The following is a 17,570-nucleotide window of genomic DNA, read 5'->3' as shown; positions in this document are numbered from 1 at the left end:
GTCGTTATGGGAGGACGCTGGAGTCTTATGTCAAAGGAAAATGATAAACAGTTCGTGACTGAAATTACACCTCAGGGCGAGGATTTCTCACGCTGGTACATTGATGTTATTAAAAAAGCTGATCTCATGGACTATTCACCCGTACGCGGTTGTATTGTTTTCAAACCAGACGGCTTCGAAATCTGGGAGCATATCAAGGATGAGATGGACCGTCGTTTCCGTGAAACGGGTCATCGTAATGCCTACTTCCCGATGTTCATTCCCGAGAGCTTTTTCCAAAAAGAAAAAGAACATGTTGAAGGCTTCAATCCCGAATTGCCTTGGGTAACGGAAGCAGGCGGAGAAAAGCTGGAAGAGCGTCTGGCGATCCGCCCAACCTCGGAAACCATCATTGGTCACATGTACTCCAAGTGGATTAAGTCGTATCGTGACTTACCGGTGCTTATCAACCAATGGGCGAACGTGGTTCGCTGGGAGAAGAGAACACTGCCTTTCCTTCGCACAACCGAGTTCTTGTGGCAAGAGGGCCATACGGCGCATGAGACAGAAGAAGAAGCACGTGAAGAGACGATGAAAATGCTTGAAATCTACCGCGAAGTTGTGGAAGAATATCTGGCGATTCCCGTCATTACAGGTCAGAAAACAAAATCCGAGAAATTTGCAGGTGCTGTAGACACCTTCTCCATCGAAGCGATGATGAAGGATGGACGTGCGGTACAAGCCGGAACTTCTCATTATATGGGTACGAATTTTGCAAAAGCATTTGAGATCCAGTATCTTAGCCGCAACAATGTGTTGGAACTGGCTCACACCACTTCATGGGGAACAAGCACACGTCTGATCGGTGCGTTAATCATGGTTCACGGGGATGACCGTGGTCTGGTTCTTCCTCCTAAAGTTGCACCAACACAAGTGGTCATGATTCCAATTGGACCGCCAAAAACACGTGATGCCGTTGTAGGCCGTGCGGACGAGTTGTTCGCTGAACTGAAACAAGCGGGAATTCGTGTGAAAATGGATGATCGCAGTGATGTTCGTCCAGGCTGGAAATTCAACGAATATGAGATGCGTGGTGTTCCGATTCGTCTCGAAATTGGCCCGCGTGATATGGAGAACGGTGTGTGTGTTCTCGTTTCCCGGATTACGGGAGAGAAGAAAGTCGTTGAACAAGCAAATCTGGTGGAAGAAATCCAGGCTATGCTGACTCAAGTGCAAGCCGATATGCTGCAACGTGCTCGCACGTTTATGTCGGACAACTTCTACTCTGTAGATACGCTTGATGAGATGAAGGAACTGATGGAGAACAAACGCGGGTTCACACTGGCTGGATGGTGCGGTTCAGAAGCTTGCGAAGATAAAGTAAGAGAAGTAACAGGTGCAACAAGCCGGAACATTCCGTTCCAGCCTGCGGAAGAAAAGCATACGTGCTTGGCTTGTGGTGAACAAGCGAAACACACGGTAGTGTTTGCAAGAGCGTATTAAGTCAGGATAACCTGACTATATAGATTGAACTAAACATTTACATGAGAACGTAGAGAACAGAAATAACCTGAAGAAGCGGAGCTAAAAGCTTTCTGAAAGAAAGCTACATCGGAAGCATACGCTGCGCCTTTATCCCCGGATTTTCTGGGATAACAGCGATCGGAAGGTTGTTCTGTTATCGGAGTGGTAAGTGTAAATATCTTTTTGTTCAATTTATATAACGGCACATACGGACTGTAAGAGTAAGGAATGGAGAGCTTCTGTCGGATAAAATGAGTCGGTGCGGGTTCGGATCGGGGACATTTTTGAATGCAGAGGCTTTTCCTGTTTTAAGGGGGTACAAGGAGGAACACGATGAGTGGATTCGAGGAGAAGAGAAAACGATTTGAGTTGTTGATGAAACAGACGGAGCTTCCAGCTGGCCTGATAGAGCCCTACTTTTTGGATGGATGGATTGAACGGGTGGAGACAAGCCGTAGCAACCGCGACTGGACTATTGTGATTGCAAAGGATACCTTGGTTCCTGCTCCAATCTATCGAACATTTTGCCTGCACATTCAGGAGAAAATGAATCATATTTCCAAGATTACGTTTGGTTTCAAATATAGTGAGCAGGTCGAGATTGGTGATATTGTCCGTGAGTATTGGAACTTGTTCCTTGAGTGGGTTACACGGGAGATTCCATCTGTTAATGGTTGGATGAATCGTACCAAGTTCGAATGTGAAGCGGATCTGCTGCAATTGACTATGAGCGATGCCATGTCGATGGAGCTCGCGAAGAAGAAGCAGATCGATCAGGCTATAACTACTTTTTACGATAAGTATTTTCAACTTCCCTTGCGGGTCAAATTGCTGGTTGGTGAGGTTGAAAGCAACAAAGAGGCAATGGAACAATTCCAGCTCAAGAAGCGGGAAGAAGAGCTTCAAGTTATCGAACAGATGATGAGTGAAGTGGACTCCGAAATGCCTGAAGAGGAAGAACAGGGCGATGTTCGCTTACAGATGGGATATGAGATCAAGGAACCACCTGTACCTATGCAGGAAATTCAAGATGAAGAGAAAAAGGTTGCGTTGCAGGGAACGGTCTTCGGTCTGGATCGCAAGGAATTGCGGAACGGGAATACCTTGTTTACTTTTTATCTGACGGATTTCACAGATTCCATGCAAATGAAGATGTTTGCCAAAACAAAAGAGGATGTCAAAATCCTGAGCCTACTGGCCAATGGAAAATGGGTGAAAGTGCGTGGCCGTGTAGAATACGACCGGTTTATGCAAATTCCGGAACTTGCCATGATTCCTTCAGACTTGGTAGAAGTAAAGGCACCACCATCCCGTAAGGATGATGCAGCTGAGAAACGGGTTGAGTTCCATTTGCACTCCACAATGAGTACAATGGATGCCGTAACTTCGATCGACAAATACGTAAAGACTGCAGCGGAATGGGGACACAAGGCTATCGCCGTAAGTGATCATGGCGGTGTGCAGGTGTATCCGGAGGCATCCAAAGCGGCCAAGAAAAACGGAATTAAAATGATCTACGGCCTTGAGGCCAATGTGGTGAATGATTCAGTTGCTGTTGTACTGGCACCACAGCCATTGGAACTCAAATCAGCGACATATATCGTCTTTGATATTGAGACCACAGGTCTGTCTGTAACCCAGAACAAGATTATCGAAATTGCGGCTGTGAAGGTAGAGGACGGTAAAGAAATTGACCGCTTTGCTACGTTTGTAAATCCGCATGAGCGCATCCCATATAACATTCAGCAGTTGACTAACATTAACGATGAAATGGTGAAGGATGCACCTGAGCTAGAACCGGTTATCCGTGATTTTGTGAAGTTTGCCGGAGATGGCGTATTGGTTGCGCATAATGCGCGATTCGATATGGGCTTTATTCAGGCTTCGCTGAAACAGCTTGGTATGCCTGAGCTTCTGAACCCTGTCCTCGATACGTTGGAATTGGCACGGTTGTTATATCCAAAAATGAAGAACCACCGTCTGAATACGCTGGCGGATAAATATAAAGTAGCACTGGAAAGTCATCACCGGGCGATTGATGATACGATTGCGCTCGCAGGTATACTGAATGGATTGGTTAATGATGCCGCCCAGATGAAAGGCCTGACCATGCTTGATCGGCTTAACGATTATGTCGGAGTTGATCTCTCTAACACGCGTCCATTCCATTGCGGCATCTATGCTTTGAATGATGTTGGTAAAAAGAATCTTTATAAACTGGTATCACTTTCCCATACGGAGCATTTCAAACGGGTGCCTTGTATTCCAAAGTCGAAGCTGATCAATTTGCGTGAAGGTCTCATTATTTTATCCGGTTGTGAAAAAGGTGAGTTTTTCGAGGCTGTGCTAAACAAATCGCTTGAAGAGGCGGAAGAGATAGCGCATTTCTATGACATTCTGGAAATCCAGCCTCTGACAATGTATATGCATTTGGTGGACAAAGGGCTGGTGGCTACACCAGAGGAATTGAAGCTCGCTGTTCGTAAAGTTGTTGACATTGGTCAAAAATTGGGGAAACCAGTAATAGCCACAGGTAACGTGCATTATCTGGAGCCGCGCGATAAGCTATATCGGGATATCACCATTCACGGAATTACAGGGTTCAGCCCACTCAAAGATCAACGTAAACCGGATGCTCACCTAAGAACGACGGATGAAATGCTGGAAGAGTTCCAGTACCTGGGCCAAGATAAAGCCTACGAAGTTGTCGTGACGAATACGGTTGAATTGGCGGATCGGTTCGAGGAAATCAAGTTGTTCCCGGACAAGCTGTTCACCCCGATTCTGGAAGGTGCGGACGATGAAATCCGTAATACCTGCTATAATACCGCCAAGTCGATTTATGGTGAGGAACTACCGGAAGTAATTGTGGCACGACTGGAGAAAGAATTGAATCCAATCATCAAATACGGTTTTTCTGCCAACTATCTGATCTCGGAACGTTTGGTTAAAAAATCGAATCAGGACGGCTACCTTGTCGGCTCCCGGGGATCAGTTGGTTCCTCTGTAGTTGCTACTTTCCTGGGTATTTCCGAGGTTAATCCGTTGCCAGCACACTATATTTGTGTGAATCCGGAGTGTAAGCACAGTGAGTGGTTCCTCGACGGCAGTGTGCCGAGTGGATTTGACCTTCCTGAGAAAGAATGCCCTGATTGTGGAGGCCGGTTAAAAGGCGAAGGGCAGGATATTCCGTTTGAGACTTTCCTTGGCTTTAAAGGGGACAAGGTTCCCGATATTGACTTGAACTTCTCGGGTGATTATCAACCGCATGCCCACAACTATACGAAGGTGCTTTTCAGCGAAAAGAGTGTGTTCCGTGCGGGCACAATTGGTACGGTAGCTGAGAAAACAGCATTTGGTTTTGCCAAGAAATATGAGGAAGAACATCATAAGAAATGGCGCGGAGCAGAACTTAACCGTTTGGCCTCCGGTTGTACCGGGGTTAAACGTAGTACAGGACAGCATCCCGGTGGTATTGTTGTTGTACCGGATTATATTGAAGTGGAAGATGTAACGCCTGTACAATTCCCGGCGGATGACGTTAATGCGGAGTGGAAAACAACACACTTTGACTATCACGCCTTTGAAGAGAACTTGCTAAAACTCGATATTCTGGGGCACGATGATCCAACCATGATGCGGATGCTGCAGGATTTGACAGGTATCGATCCAACGACCATTCCGATGAATGATCCTAAGGTTATGAGCATGTTCAACTCTACCGAGGCACTCGGCGTTACGCCAGAGCAGATTCGTTCACCAGTTGCCACTTTTGGTGTACCAGAGATGGGGACGAAGTTTGTACGTCAGATGCTTATAGAATCCCAGCCTTCGTCTTTTGCCGATCTACTCCAGATCTCTGGATTGTCTCATGGTACGGGGGTATGGCTTGGTAACGCACAAGATCTAATTAAAAATGGAACTTGTAACATCAAAACGGTGATTGGTTGCCGGGATGATATCATGTTGTTCCTGATCTATAAAGCGGGCATGGACGCCAGTCTTGCCTTTAAAATTACGGAGAGTGTGCGTAAGGGACGTGGTTTGCCGCAAGAATGGATTGATGAGATGAAAAATTGCAAAGTGCCGCAATGGTACATCGATTCCTGTCTTAAAATCCAGTACATGTTTCCAAAGGCCCACGCGGCCGCTTACGTTATCTCTGCAGTACGTACAGCTTTCTTTAAGCTGTATCACCCAATTGAATACTACGCGACATACTTCACAGTTCGTGCGGATGAGTTTGACATTGAACTGGTATGTCAGGGCTATGAGCCTATCTATCGGAAGATCGTAGAGATTGAACAATTAGGTTTCCAGGCACCGCCAAAAGAAAAAAATATGCTGCCTGTCCTTGAGATGGCATTGGAAATGGCAGCACGCGGATTCTCGCTCAAGCCGATTGATCTGTATCGTTCGGAAGCGACGAAGTTTATCGTCGACGGAAATTCACTTATTCCTCCGTTTTCGGCACTGGGAGGAATCGGGGATAATGCTGCACGCAATATCGCTGCGGCAAGAGAGCATGGAGAATTCCTTTCGATTGAAGATTTCCAGCAGAAGTCCAAAGCAAGTAAAACAATTGTTGAATTGCTGACGAGCATGGGATGCTTCCGCGGTTTGCCGGAAAGCAATCAATTATCCTTGTTCTAAAATGACATTTTGAGTACCCATTTATGGTCTTTGATGTGATTACGTAAATTTTTCTTCATTAGTAGTTAAAATGGCTGAGTGATCGCTTACTTGTCACTATTACCAGACTATGTTATAATTTTTGAAGTGAACGAGATAGTACGAATTTCTAAAGAGTGGGGAAACCCACTCTTTAGTCTTTGGTATACAAGAATCTTGGGTAATGAAGAAATTGCCAGTCATTATTTGCTGGTGTAACCTAAGTTGGAGGTTATCGGTTTTGAGCACAACGAACATTAAATCTACCGTGGAAGAAATGATCCAACCCTACTTGAACGAACAAGGCTTCGAGCTGGTTGACATCGAATACGTCAAAGAAGGCAGCAACTGGTTTTTACGGGTGTATGTCGACAAAGAGGGTGGCATCGACATCGATGATTGTGTCTTGATCAGCGAAAAGCTAAGCGCCAAGCTGGATGAGAACGATCCGATTCCGACCATCTATTTCCTTGAAGTGTCTTCTCCCGGTGCGGAGCGTCCACTGAAAAAACCAGAGGACGTTGCCAAATCCGTAGGTAAAAATGTATTTGTTACAACCTACGAGCCGGTAAATGGAATAAAGGAATTTGAAGGCAAGCTGCTTTCCTTTGATGACGGGGAACTTGTGATCGAAGCAGGCAAGAAACAGCATGCCATTCTTTATGACAAGGTTGCGAGTGCGCGCCTGGCCATTCTGTTTTAAGTGCCTTGTTCACTTATTAATGAAAAAAGACACATCTCACGATAACGGCAAGGTGCTCATGAGTCTAGAGCCTTTCGCCGTTTTACGTATGAGATGCCATGTTTGAAAGGGGGATCAACATTCATGAGTATGGATTTTATTGAAGCAATGAATGAATTGGAGCGGGAAAAAGGGATCAGCAAGGACGTGCTGTTTGAAGCGATCGAGGCAGCACTTATCTCCAGCTACAAGCGTAATTTCAACACCGCCCAGAATGTGCGTGTTGACATGAACCGCAATACGGGTGTTATCCGGGTGTATGCCCGCAAATTGATCGTGGAAGAAGTCCTGGATTCACGTACCGAAATTTCATTGCCTGCTGCACGCGAGATCAACCCACACTTCCAGCTGGAAGATATTGCGGAGATTGAAGTTACGCCGCGTGATTTCGGACGTATCGCCGCACAAACTGCCAAACAGGTAGTGACCCAGCGGATTCGTGAAGCCGAACGCGGCCTGATCTACAACGCTTTCGTTGATAAGGAAGAAGATATCGTTACGGGAGTGGTGCAGCGTCAGGATTTGCGCAATATCTACATCGATCTGGGCAAAATCGAAGCGGCATTGCCGCTGACCGAATTGATGCCGAACGAGAAGTTTGTTCATGGTGACCGTATTAAAGCGTACATCACCAAGGTCGAGAATACGACCAAAGGGCCGCAAATCATTTTGTCCCGTACACATCCGGGCTTGTTGAAACGTCTCTTTGAACTGGAAGTACCTGAAATTTTCGATGGTGTGGTTGAGATTCGCTCCGTCGCACGTGAAGCGGGCTTCCGCTCCAAGATTGCTGTTCATTCCCGCAATGAGGAAGTTGATCCGGTTGGATCATGTGTAGGTCCTAAGGGAATCCGCGTGCAGACCATTGTGGGTGAGCTGCGCGGTGAAAAAATTGACATCGTTCGTTTCTCCGATCAGGTAGACGAATATGTGGCTAATGCACTTAGTCCTTCCAAAGTATTGGAAGTTCAAGTATTCGAGGAAGAAAAGATGGCTCGGGTTATTGTTCCTGACTATCAGCTGTCCCTCGCCATTGGGATTAAAGGCCAAAATGCCCGATTGGCAGCCAAACTGACCGGCTGGAAAATCGACATTAAGAGCGAGAGCCAGGCGGAACAGGAATTCGGCAGAGAGAAAGATTCTTCTTCGGAAATGCACCAAGATTCCGTCTCCGTCGACTAAAGTAAAGCACGGGGGGGGCGCTAACGTATGAAAACTAAAAAAGTACCGCTGCGCAAATGTGTGGCGTGTCAGGAAATGATGCCCAAAAAGCAGCTGATCCGTATCGTTAAAACGCCAGAGGATGAAGTGCTGATCGATTTGACTGGCAAAAAGTCCGGACGTGGTGCTTATTTATGCGGCAAAGAGTCCTGTTTTAAGCTTGCACTCAAAAACCGGTCTTTGGATCGGGCGCTAAAGGGCAAAGTCTCACCGGAAATTTATGAGCAATTGGCAGCTGATTTCGTTGCGGTAGAGGACGAATTCATAGCAGCACAGGAGCGTGAACATGATGAATAATAAAACATTGTCTTATCTGGGACTCTCCATGCGTGCAGGCAAACTTGTGACAGGTGAAGAAATTGTACTTAAAGCGATCCGTTCTTCCGAAGCTAAAATGGTTATTGTTGCGGGTGACGCCTCGGCCAATACACAAAAGAAATTTCGCGACAAATGCGGGACATATAAAGTTCCACTGGTGATCGGATTTGACCGGGATAGTCTGGGTTCAAGTATCGGTAAAGAAACGCGGGTTGTTCTTGCAGTAACGGATCGAGGGTTTGCAAAAATGATCTCCAAGCAAGTCGGTATAATGTCGGAGGTGGAGTATATTGAGTAAACAGGAAAACAAGGATAAATTGCGAGTTTATGAATATGCGAAGTCCCTCAATATGAGTAGTAAAGAAATTATAACCATTCTTAAAAAGCTGGATATTCCCGTAAACAATCATATGAGTGTCATGGAGAATGGTTCAGTCGGTAAGGTGGAACAATTTTTTAAAGATATAAAATCCACTGCCGCTTCCAAACAAAGTAACGAAGCAAAATCCGTTGCTACTTCGTCAGTGCGCAGTGACAAAACAGTGGACAGCAACAAGCCGGCCGGCGGAGTGAACACGCCGAATAGCAGTAACCCATCCGGTAGTCCCGTACAAACAAAAATACAACAGGAAAAGCAGGTAGGTATGAACAATAGACCAAATTCCAACAATAACAATGGCTCCCAAAGACCTAGCGGCCAAGACAGCCGCAACAGAACGAACTCTTCCCAAGGCTCAAGCCAAGGAGGACAATCAAGTAATCGTCCAAGACCAGCTCAAGGTGGACAAAGCAGTACAGCATCCCGTCCGCAAAGTACGGGTCAACGTCCATCGAATAGCGGTGGCGGTCAAACAAGAAGCGCAGGACCGACTAGCAGTGGCAACACTGGCACTGGCGGCAACCGTACTGGTGGCCAAGGACAGAGCTCAGGACAAGGCCAACGCAGAGGCGGCCAAGGTAATTCCGGCAATAACAACAATAATAGCGGCAACCGTTCGAACAGCGGTGGCGGTGGACGTCGTTATGACGATAACCGTGGCGGCAACTTCCGCGGTAATCGTGGCGGTAAGAACAATCGCAACAGAAATCAACAACAGTACCAACAACGTGAGAAAATTGATAACACACCTAAGAAAATCATCGTACGTGGTGACATGACAGTTGGTGAAACAGCGAAGTTGCTCCATAAAGATGCTTCCGAAGTTATCAAAAAACTCATTGCGATGGGTGTAATGGCAACGATTAACCAAGAGCTTGATATCGAAACAATCCTGCTGCTTGCTGGAGAGTTCGGTGTTGAGGTTGAAGTAAAAATTGTCCTTGAAGATGACCGCTTCGAAACACTTGAAGAGAATGATGATCCTGCTGATTTGCAGTCTCGTCCTCCGGTAGTTACGATCATGGGTCACGTTGACCATGGTAAAACAACATTGCTTGATGCGATTCGTTCAACGAATGTAACGGGCGGAGAAGCAGGCGGTATCACGCAGCATATCGGTGCTTATCAAGTTGAAATTAACAACAAAAAAATTACGTTCCTAGATACACCAGGTCACGAAGCGTTTACTGCTATGCGTGCACGTGGAGCACAGGTTACGGATATTACAATTATTGTTGTAGCTGCAGATGATGGTGTTATGCCACAAACCGTTGAGGCGATTAACCATGCCAAAGCTGCTGGGCTGCCAATTATCGTAGCTGTCAACAAAATTGACAAGCCGGGTGCAGATGCGGATAAAGTAAAACAAGAATTGACCAACTATGAACTCGTTCCGGAAGAGTGGGGCGGCGACACCATCTTTGTTAACGTTTCGGCGAAACAAAGAATCGGTCTAGAAGGTCTGCTTGAAATGATCCTGCTCGTTGCAGAAGTGAATGAGTACAAAGCAAACCCGGACAAACGTGCCCGTGGTACAGTGATCGAAGCCGAGCTGGATAAAGGACGTGGCCCAGTTGCCCGTATTCTCGTACAGCATGGTACACTGAAAGTCGGAGATGCTTTTGTTGCAGGTAACTGCTTCGGTCGCGTACGTGCGATGGTAAATGACAAAGGTCGCCGTTTAAAAGAAGCTGGACCTTCAACACCTGTAGAAATTACTGGTCTGACTGAAGTTCCAGGTGCGGGAGATCCGTTTATGGTGTTTGAAGATGAGCGTAAAGCGCGTTCTATCGCCGACAAACGTGCCATTACACAACGTGAATCCGATTTGGGTACAAATACACGTGTGACATTGGATGATCTGTTCCAGCACATCAAAGACGGTGAAATCAAAGATCTGAACGTAATCATCAAAGGTGACGTACAAGGTTCGGTTGAAGCATTGAAAGGTTCCCTTGCGAAGATCGAAGTTGAAGGTGTACGCGTGAAAATCATTCATAGCGGCGCTGGTGCAATCACAGAGTCTGACATCATTTTGGCTGCAGCATCCAATGCCATCGTGATTGGTTTCAACGTTCGTCCTGATAATCAGGCGAAAGCGACTGCAGATCAAGAGCAAGTAGACATTCGTCTGCATCGCGTTATCTACAGCGTTATCGAAGAAATTGAACAAGCGATGAAAGGTATGCTTGATCCGATTTACAAAGAAAAAGTAATCGGTCATGCTGAAGTTCGTAGCACGTTCTCCATTAGTAAAGTCGGTACCATTGCTGGATGTATGGTTACCTCCGGTAAAATTACGCGTTCCGCGGAAGCACGTCTGATTCGTGATGGCATCGTCCTTTACGAAGGCAAGCTGGATTCCCTGAAACGTTATAAAGATGATGCCAAAGAAGTAGCCCAAGGTTACGAGTGCGGTATCACGCTGGATAAATACAATGATCTCAAAGAAGGCGACGTTATCGAAGCCTTCATTATGGAGACAGTACAACGATAAGCAAGGAAGCATGAGGTGAACAACAATGGCTAAGATTCGTACAGGTAGAGTGGGCGAGCAGATCAAGAAAGAATTAAGTCTGCTTATCCAGTCTGAACTGAAAGATCCTCGTATCGGCTTTATTACCGTAACGGGAGTCGAAGTGACAGGCGACTTGTCGCAAGCCAAAGTTTATCTGAGTGTCTTCGGTGAACAGGAACAAAAGGATAACTCGCTTAAAGCGCTGGCAAAAGCAAATGGATTTTTGCGTTCAGAACTGGGCAAGCGTATCCGTTTTCGACATGTTCCCGAGTTGATATTCAAGATTGACGAATCTATTGCATATGGCAGCCGAATTGAGAAGCTGCTTGGTGATATCGGTACCGACAAGAACGAATCCCAGTAACAGAATAAAGGAGACGGCAATGCACACTTATGAACAGGCGCTTCAGGACGGAAAGCAATTTCTGCTGGAGCATGATGATTACCTGGTCGTGTCGCATGTACAGCCGGACGGTGACGCAGTCAGCTCGACGGTAACGGTGGGCTGGCTGCTGTCATGTCTGGGCAAGACATTCACGATGATTAATGAAGGTGAAATTCCACAACGCATGAATTTTCTGTGGGAAGCTGGCAAGATCGTGAACATGACCGAACAACCACCGGCGCGGAAATATAAAGCGATTATCTGTGTGGATTGTGCAGACTTTTCCAGGGTAGGCCTGACTCGTCATTATTTCGAAGAAGATGCTGTCATTTTAAATATTGATCATCATCCGACCAATGACGCGTATGGAACAGTAAACATCATTAAGCCAGACGCAGCAGCAACGGCTGAAATTCTGTTTGATTTCCTCAATCTTTTCCCAGTGAAGTGGAATAAAGATGTGGCTACAGCAGTCTATACAGGATTGCTAACAGATACAGGTGGATTCCGCTATGCGAATACGAGTCCTAATGTGATGACCACTGCATCCAAATTGCTTGAACATGGTGTGGATGGACCTTATCTTGCACAGATTTTGCTTGAGCAGGTTACGCTCCCACAAGTCCGTATATTGAACCAGGCACTCTCAAGCCTGCAAATGACTGACGATGGCAAGATTGCCTGGGTGGTCATTACACCTGAAGACATGATTGCTTGTGGTGCAGCTAATGAAGATCTTGAAGGGGTAGTCAATTACCCACGTAACATTCAAGGTGTGGAAGTGGGCATCTTTTTTAAAGTAATCAATGATAATGCGGTGAAAGTATCTCTCCGGTCAGCTGGTAAAGTTGATGTTGCCTCGCTTGCACAGAACTTTGGTGGAGGCGGACATGTACTCGCAGCTGGATGTCGCGTAGAGGGCAAGTTGAAAGATATCGTGGAACTAGTGCTGAAGCAGGTGAATGCTCAATGGTAAAATCATTTGAAGGTGTACTTCCGGTGTATAAACCAGCGGGATTTACTTCTCATGATGTTGTGGCCAAAATGCGTCGCATTCTCAAAATGAAACGTATTGGTCATACAGGCACATTGGACCCGCAAGTTACTGGCGTACTACCGCTTTGCCTAGGACGGGCAACACGCGTGGTGGAGTACATGCAGGAGCTTCCCAAGGAATACCTGGCAACGCTACGACTGGGTCTGTCTACTGACACGGAGGATATGACAGGTGAAGTTATTGAGCGGTCGGAGACGGCTGTTAAAGTGACACAGGAGCAGGTTCAGCAGGTACTGGAGCAATTCCTGGGCACCATCTCACAGGTTCCACCTATGTATTCTGCAGTCAAAGTGGATGGGAAACGTCTTTACGAGTTAGCTCGTGAAGGAAAAACGGTAGAGCGCAAGAGTCGGGAAGTTACGATCTATGAGCTGGAATTGACAGGAATTGAGAATCAAGGCGACACTACGGATATATCGTTCCGTGCTTTATGTTCCAAAGGGACATACATTCGAACGTTATGCGTGGATATCGGCAAAAAATTGGGATATCCGTCCACCATGCTACACCTGGAGCGTACGATATCGGCTGGGATTTCTGCTGATCATTGCCTTCATTTTGAAGAAGTGGAACAACGCATGATCGATGGAACGTTAGCCGAGGTGTTGATTCCGGTTGATGAAGCCATCTCTTCCATTCCGGCTCATACGGTGGGTGCGGATCAGACCAAGGGAGCGCTTCAGGGCCAGAAATTATCGGCGCGTTTGCTCGAACCGCCTGCAGAGCAACCTGGTCTACTGCGGTTATATGATCAGGATGGGACGTTTCTGGGGATATTTGAGCGGGATGAATTGAAAGCAACGGTGAGAGCTGTTAAAGTCTTTTTGCCGGAATAAAGAGGTTCCTGGTTTGAGTGGTGGTACTCAAGCCTGGCCTATCAAGTGAAATGCAGGTGAATGATTGTGAAAACCGTAATGCTAACCTATCCGCAGACGTTACAATCGGCTGTTCAGGGCACACATCCCCAAGTGCTCGCGATCGGTCAATTTGACGGGCTGCATCTCGGACATGCAAGTGTCATTTTGTCAGCTGTCCGCATTGCACGCGAAACGGGCATGCAGGCAGCGGTGATGACCTTTCATCCTCATCCGAAGGAAGTTATGCGCAAAGGGGATTACGAGGGTTATTTAACTCCCTTGAGAGATAAAGAAGACATCCTGGCAGGGATGGGTGTAGACGTGCTCTACGTGGTCGAATTCAATGAGGAGTTCTCAAGGTTGACGCCGCAGCAATTCGCACATGATCTGCTGCTTCCGCTTCAGACTCGAACAGCGGTAGTTGGTTTTGACTTCCGCTTCGGTCACAAGGGAGCAGGGGATGAGCAGCTTCTTCGCACATTGGGAGAAGGCGAAATGACTGTGGAGACTGTGCCTCCATTCCTGTTAAGTGGCGAGAAGGTAAGCAGTTCTCTCATTCGTGGCCTGTTGAAGCGTGGAGAAATGGACGAAGCCAGTCAATGGCTCGGACGACCTTACAGCATCAGGGGAATCGTAATTCATGGAGAGAAGCGTGGGCGGACCATTGGTTTCCCTACCGCTAACCTTGAACTTACGGATCATTATGTTACGCCAGCGAAAGGTGTTTACGCTGTTCGTGTGCAGTATGGGGAGCAGGAACTGCGTGGCGTCATGAACCTTGGTGTGAAACCTACCTTTCACGAAAACGGGATGAAACCTACGTTTGAGGTGCACTTGCTTGATTTTGATGGGCAGATATATGACCAGGAATTAAAGGTTGATCTCGTTCACTACATTCGTGCAGAGCGAAAATTTGACTCGATTGATGCTTTGATCAGTCAGATTCGTGAAGATGCATTAACCGCCGCCCGCCTATTATCGTAAGGCTCAGGACAAAATACATGTTTACATTTACTTTGTCTGGGCAACTATGATATAATGTACTACGTTGTCGTTTGAGACAACACATAACCTTGGCTTGGTTACTTGCTCTCACCGGCGGTGACGAGGCTAATGGCGATTCTAATGAAGGAGGTGAATAGGATGGCATTGACTCAAGAACGTAAACAACAACTGATCGACGAGCACAAAACTCATGAGTCCGATACTGGATCACCTGAGGTGCAAGTTGCTATCCTTACGGAAAACATCAGAAGTTTGACAGACCACTTGCGTACGCACAAGAAAGACCACCACTCACGTCGTGGACTTTTGAAAATGGTAGGTCAACGTCGTAAGCTTTTGGCTTACGTGAAAAACAAAGATGTTAAACGTTACAGCGCACTGATCGAAAAACTCGGATTGCGTCGTTAATTATCGTACATGTTTTCAAAATCAACCTGGCTGTTATCCGTCATTCCTTTGTCTAAAAGGACAAGCGGAGCTTACAGCCGGGTTGTTTTGTAGATGAACATGTTGCCATATATTTGTAGCTGATGGCTCCGCAAGGAGCTTTTGTTTTGCAAGTGAGCATGTTGCTGTAGAGTTAATGAATGCAGGACAAGCAGGAAATACTGTGAAAATGCAGAATCCATTGTGTTAGGAACGAATAAAAGGAGGGATTTCATGGAACAGCGTGTTGAAATGCAGCTTGGTGGAAGAACGCTTACGCTTGAAACAGGGCGTTTGGCCAAGCAGGCTAATGCTGCCGTTAAGGTAACGTACGGGGATACCGTTGTATTGTGTACCGTGACAGCATCAAGTGAGCCTAAAGATCTGGACTTTTTCCCATTAACGGTAAACTATGAAGAAAGATTGTATGCCGTAGGTAAAATCCCAGGTGGATTTATTAAACGTGAAGGCAGACCAAGTGAGAAAGCAATTCTTTCGAGCCGTTTGACAGACCGTCCGATTCGTCCTTTGTTCCCGGAAGGTTTCCGTAATGATGTACAAGTTCTGAATATCGTTATGAGTGTGGATCAGGACTGTGAACCGCAAATTGCTGCCATGATCGGTACATCGGCTGCACTGAGCATTTCGGATGTTCCATTTAGCGGACCGATTGGTGGCGTAAAAGTTGGACGTATTAATGGTGAGTTCATCATCAACCCAACGATTGCACAGCTTGAAGTAAGTGAGATTGAACTTGTTGTTGCAGGAACCAAAGATGCCATCATGATGGTTGAAGCGGAAGCGAACGAAGTTCCGGAAGAAGTAATGCTGGAAGCAATCATGTTCGGACATGACGAGATCAAGAACATTGTTGCAGTCATCGAACAACTCGTACAAGTGGCTGGTAAAGAAAAAATGGCTGTGAAATTGCATGCCGTTAATGCTGAAGTTAACAGCAGTGTACGTGAGTTCGCCAGTGCTCGTCTGGTTGAAGCTGTTAAAATTGCTGAAAAACATGCGCGTCAGGATGCAATCGATCTTGTGAATGACGAAACCGTTGCTCACTTCGAAGAGAAGTATATTGAGACTCCAGAACTGCTCAAAGATGTGAAAGAAGTGCTGCACGATATCGTTAAAGAAGAAGTGCGCCGCCTTATCACACATGATAAAGTTCGTCCGGATGGACGTGGACTCGCTGAGATCCGTCCAATTGAATGTGATACTTCCCTGCTGCCACGTACTCACGGTTCAGGTCTGTTCACTCGTGGACAAACACAGGCGCTCAGCATTTGTACACTTGGTGCATTGGGTGATGTTCAAATTTTGGACGGAATCAGTCTTGAAGAAACGAAACGTTTCATGCATCACTACAACTTCCCGCCGTTCAGCGTAGGTGAAGCTCGTCCATTGCGTGCTCCAGGCCGTCGCGAAATCGGACATGGTGCTCTGGGTGAGCGTGCTCTTTCCAAAGTAATTCCTTCCGAAACAGACTTCCCATACACAATTCGTCTGGTATCCGAAGTATTGGAATCCAACGGTTCAACTTCCCAGGCAAGTATCTGTGCCAGCACATTGGCTATGATGGATGCAGGTGTACCAATCAAAGCTCCAGTTGCGGGTGTAGCTATGGGTCTTATCAAAGACGGAGACCATGTATCCATCCTGAGTGATATTCAAGGTATGGAAGATCACCTCGGTGACATGGACTTCAAAGTAGCAGGAACACCTGATGGTGTAACAGCTATTCAAATGGATATCAAAATTGATGGTATTGATCGTCAAATTTTGTCCGAAGCATTGGCTCAAGCCAAAGAAGGTCGTATGCACATCTTGAGCAAAATGACCGAAGTGATGAAAACTCCACGTGAGCAGTTGTCACAATATGCACCTAAAATTACAACCATGCATATCAATCCGGACAAAATCCGTGATGTTATCGGTGCAGGTGGTAAAATTATCAATAAAATCATCGAGGAAACCGGTGTTAAAATTGATATTGAACAAGATGGACGTGTCTTTATCGCTTCTTCCAATCAAGAGATGAATGATAAAGCCAAATCGATTATCGAAGGCATCGTACGTGAAGTACTGGTCGGCGAGATTTATGTAGGTAAAGTAAAACGTGTTGAGAAGTTTGGTGCATTTGTTGAAGTGCTGCCGAACAAAGAAGGTCTGGTACACATCTCACAATTGTCCACAGAGCGTGTCGCTAAAGTGGAAGATGTTGTTGCCATTGGTGATTCCATTACGGTAAAAGTAACGGAAATTGACCCACAAGGCCGTATCAACTTGTCCCGCAAAGCCGTATTGACTGCCGAAGCTCCAGCTCAATCATAGGCTGCGTGCCATCATTTTTTTGAAAAGATAGATTGAATGAAGAGACAGAATGTGAATTTCTGCCTCTTTTTTTAACGTTTAAATACCTTTATGAAATCGATTGTCTACTCATAAGGCCTCTGAATCCAGCTTTGAAGATACTTTACATGAA

At 46.2% G+C, this 17,570-nt stretch carries 13 protein-coding genes; all 13 read left to right on the top strand.

Translation table 11 applies throughout. The features are described 5' to 3' along the window. Nucleotides 1–27: 27 nt before the first annotated feature. The 13 genes from proS to pnp all read left to right on the top strand — a co-directional run bounded on the left by proS (nt 28) and on the right by pnp (nt 17,419). A complete protein-coding gene (gene proS, locus gpAD87_RS15010) occupies nt 28–1,482 on the top strand; it encodes a proline--tRNA ligase (RefSeq protein ID WP_064639049.1) in 1,455 nt (484 codons plus the stop codon). Between the two features lie 354 nt (nt 1,483–1,836). After that, nucleotides 1,837–6,156, top strand: coding sequence for a PolC-type DNA polymerase III (locus gpAD87_RS15005; protein WP_064639048.1), 4,320 nt, complete (start codon nt 1,837–1,839; stop codon nt 6,154–6,156). 259 nt (nt 6,157–6,415) lie between these two features. Beyond that, complete coding sequence (gene rimP / locus gpAD87_RS15000; RefSeq protein ID WP_062326086.1) at nt 6,416–6,877, top strand: ribosome maturation factor RimP; 462 nt, start codon at nt 6,416–6,418, stop codon at nt 6,875–6,877. 123 nt (nt 6,878–7,000) lie between these two features. Then, the gene (nusA, locus tag gpAD87_RS14995) at nt 7,001–8,098 is read left to right on the top strand and encodes a transcription termination factor NusA (protein WP_063566378.1); all 1,098 of its coding nucleotides are present in this window, start codon (nt 7,001–7,003) and stop codon (nt 8,096–8,098) included. Between the two features lie 27 nt (nt 8,099–8,125). Further along, complete coding sequence (gene rnpM / locus gpAD87_RS14990; protein WP_053783828.1) at nt 8,126–8,434, top strand: RNase P modulator RnpM; 309 nt, start codon at nt 8,126–8,128, stop codon at nt 8,432–8,434. Beyond that, nucleotides 8,424–8,753: a YlxQ family RNA-binding protein gene (locus gpAD87_RS14985; protein ID WP_029880929.1), complete on the top strand. Its 330-nt coding sequence runs from the start codon at nt 8,424–8,426 to the stop codon at nt 8,751–8,753. The genes rnpM and gpAD87_RS14985 overlap by 11 nt, the downstream gene beginning before the upstream one ends. Then, nucleotides 8,746–11,331 carry a translation initiation factor IF-2 gene (gene infB / locus gpAD87_RS14980; protein ID WP_064639047.1) on the top strand — a complete coding sequence of 862 codons (2,586 nt, stop codon included), beginning with the start codon at nt 8,746–8,748 and terminating at the stop codon, nt 11,329–11,331. The genes gpAD87_RS14985 and infB overlap by 8 nt, the downstream gene beginning before the upstream one ends. 25 nt (nt 11,332–11,356) lie before the next feature. Then, nucleotides 11,357–11,716, top strand: coding sequence for a 30S ribosome-binding factor RbfA (gene rbfA / locus gpAD87_RS14975; RefSeq protein ID WP_063566376.1), 360 nt, complete (start codon nt 11,357–11,359; stop codon nt 11,714–11,716). A 19-nt stretch (nt 11,717–11,735) separates the two neighbouring features. After that, the gene (locus tag gpAD87_RS14970) at nt 11,736–12,713 is read left to right on the top strand and encodes a DHH family phosphoesterase (RefSeq protein ID WP_064639046.1); all 978 of its coding nucleotides are present in this window, start codon (nt 11,736–11,738) and stop codon (nt 12,711–12,713) included. Beyond that, complete coding sequence (truB, locus tag gpAD87_RS14965) at nt 12,707–13,630, top strand: tRNA pseudouridine(55) synthase TruB (RefSeq protein WP_064639045.1); 924 nt, start codon at nt 12,707–12,709, stop codon at nt 13,628–13,630. Before gpAD87_RS14970 ends, truB begins: the two co-directional genes overlap by 7 nt. Nucleotides 13,631–13,696: 66 nt before the next feature. Continuing rightward, the gene (locus gpAD87_RS14960) at nt 13,697–14,635 is read left to right on the top strand and encodes a bifunctional riboflavin kinase/FAD synthetase (RefSeq protein ID WP_064640955.1); all 939 of its coding nucleotides are present in this window, start codon (nt 13,697–13,699) and stop codon (nt 14,633–14,635) included. Nucleotides 14,636–14,794: 159 nt separating this feature from the next. After that, nucleotides 14,795–15,064, top strand: a complete 270-nt coding sequence (gene rpsO / locus gpAD87_RS14955; RefSeq protein ID WP_056700672.1) for a 30S ribosomal protein S15 — start codon at nt 14,795–14,797, stop codon at nt 15,062–15,064. A 252-nt stretch (nt 15,065–15,316) separates the two neighbouring features. Next, on the top strand, nt 15,317–17,419 hold the full coding sequence (gene pnp / locus gpAD87_RS14950) for a polyribonucleotide nucleotidyltransferase (protein WP_063566373.1): 2,103 nt from the start codon (nt 15,317–15,319) through the stop codon (nt 17,417–17,419). The last annotated feature ends 151 nt before the right edge of the window (nt 17,420–17,570 follow it).

Source organism: Paenibacillus sp. AD87 (genome assembly GCF_001659845.1).
GTDB classification, from domain to species: Bacteria; Bacillota; Bacilli; order Paenibacillales; family Paenibacillaceae; genus Paenibacillus; species Paenibacillus marchantiae.
This window is presented reverse-complemented; position numbering and strand designations above follow the sequence as displayed.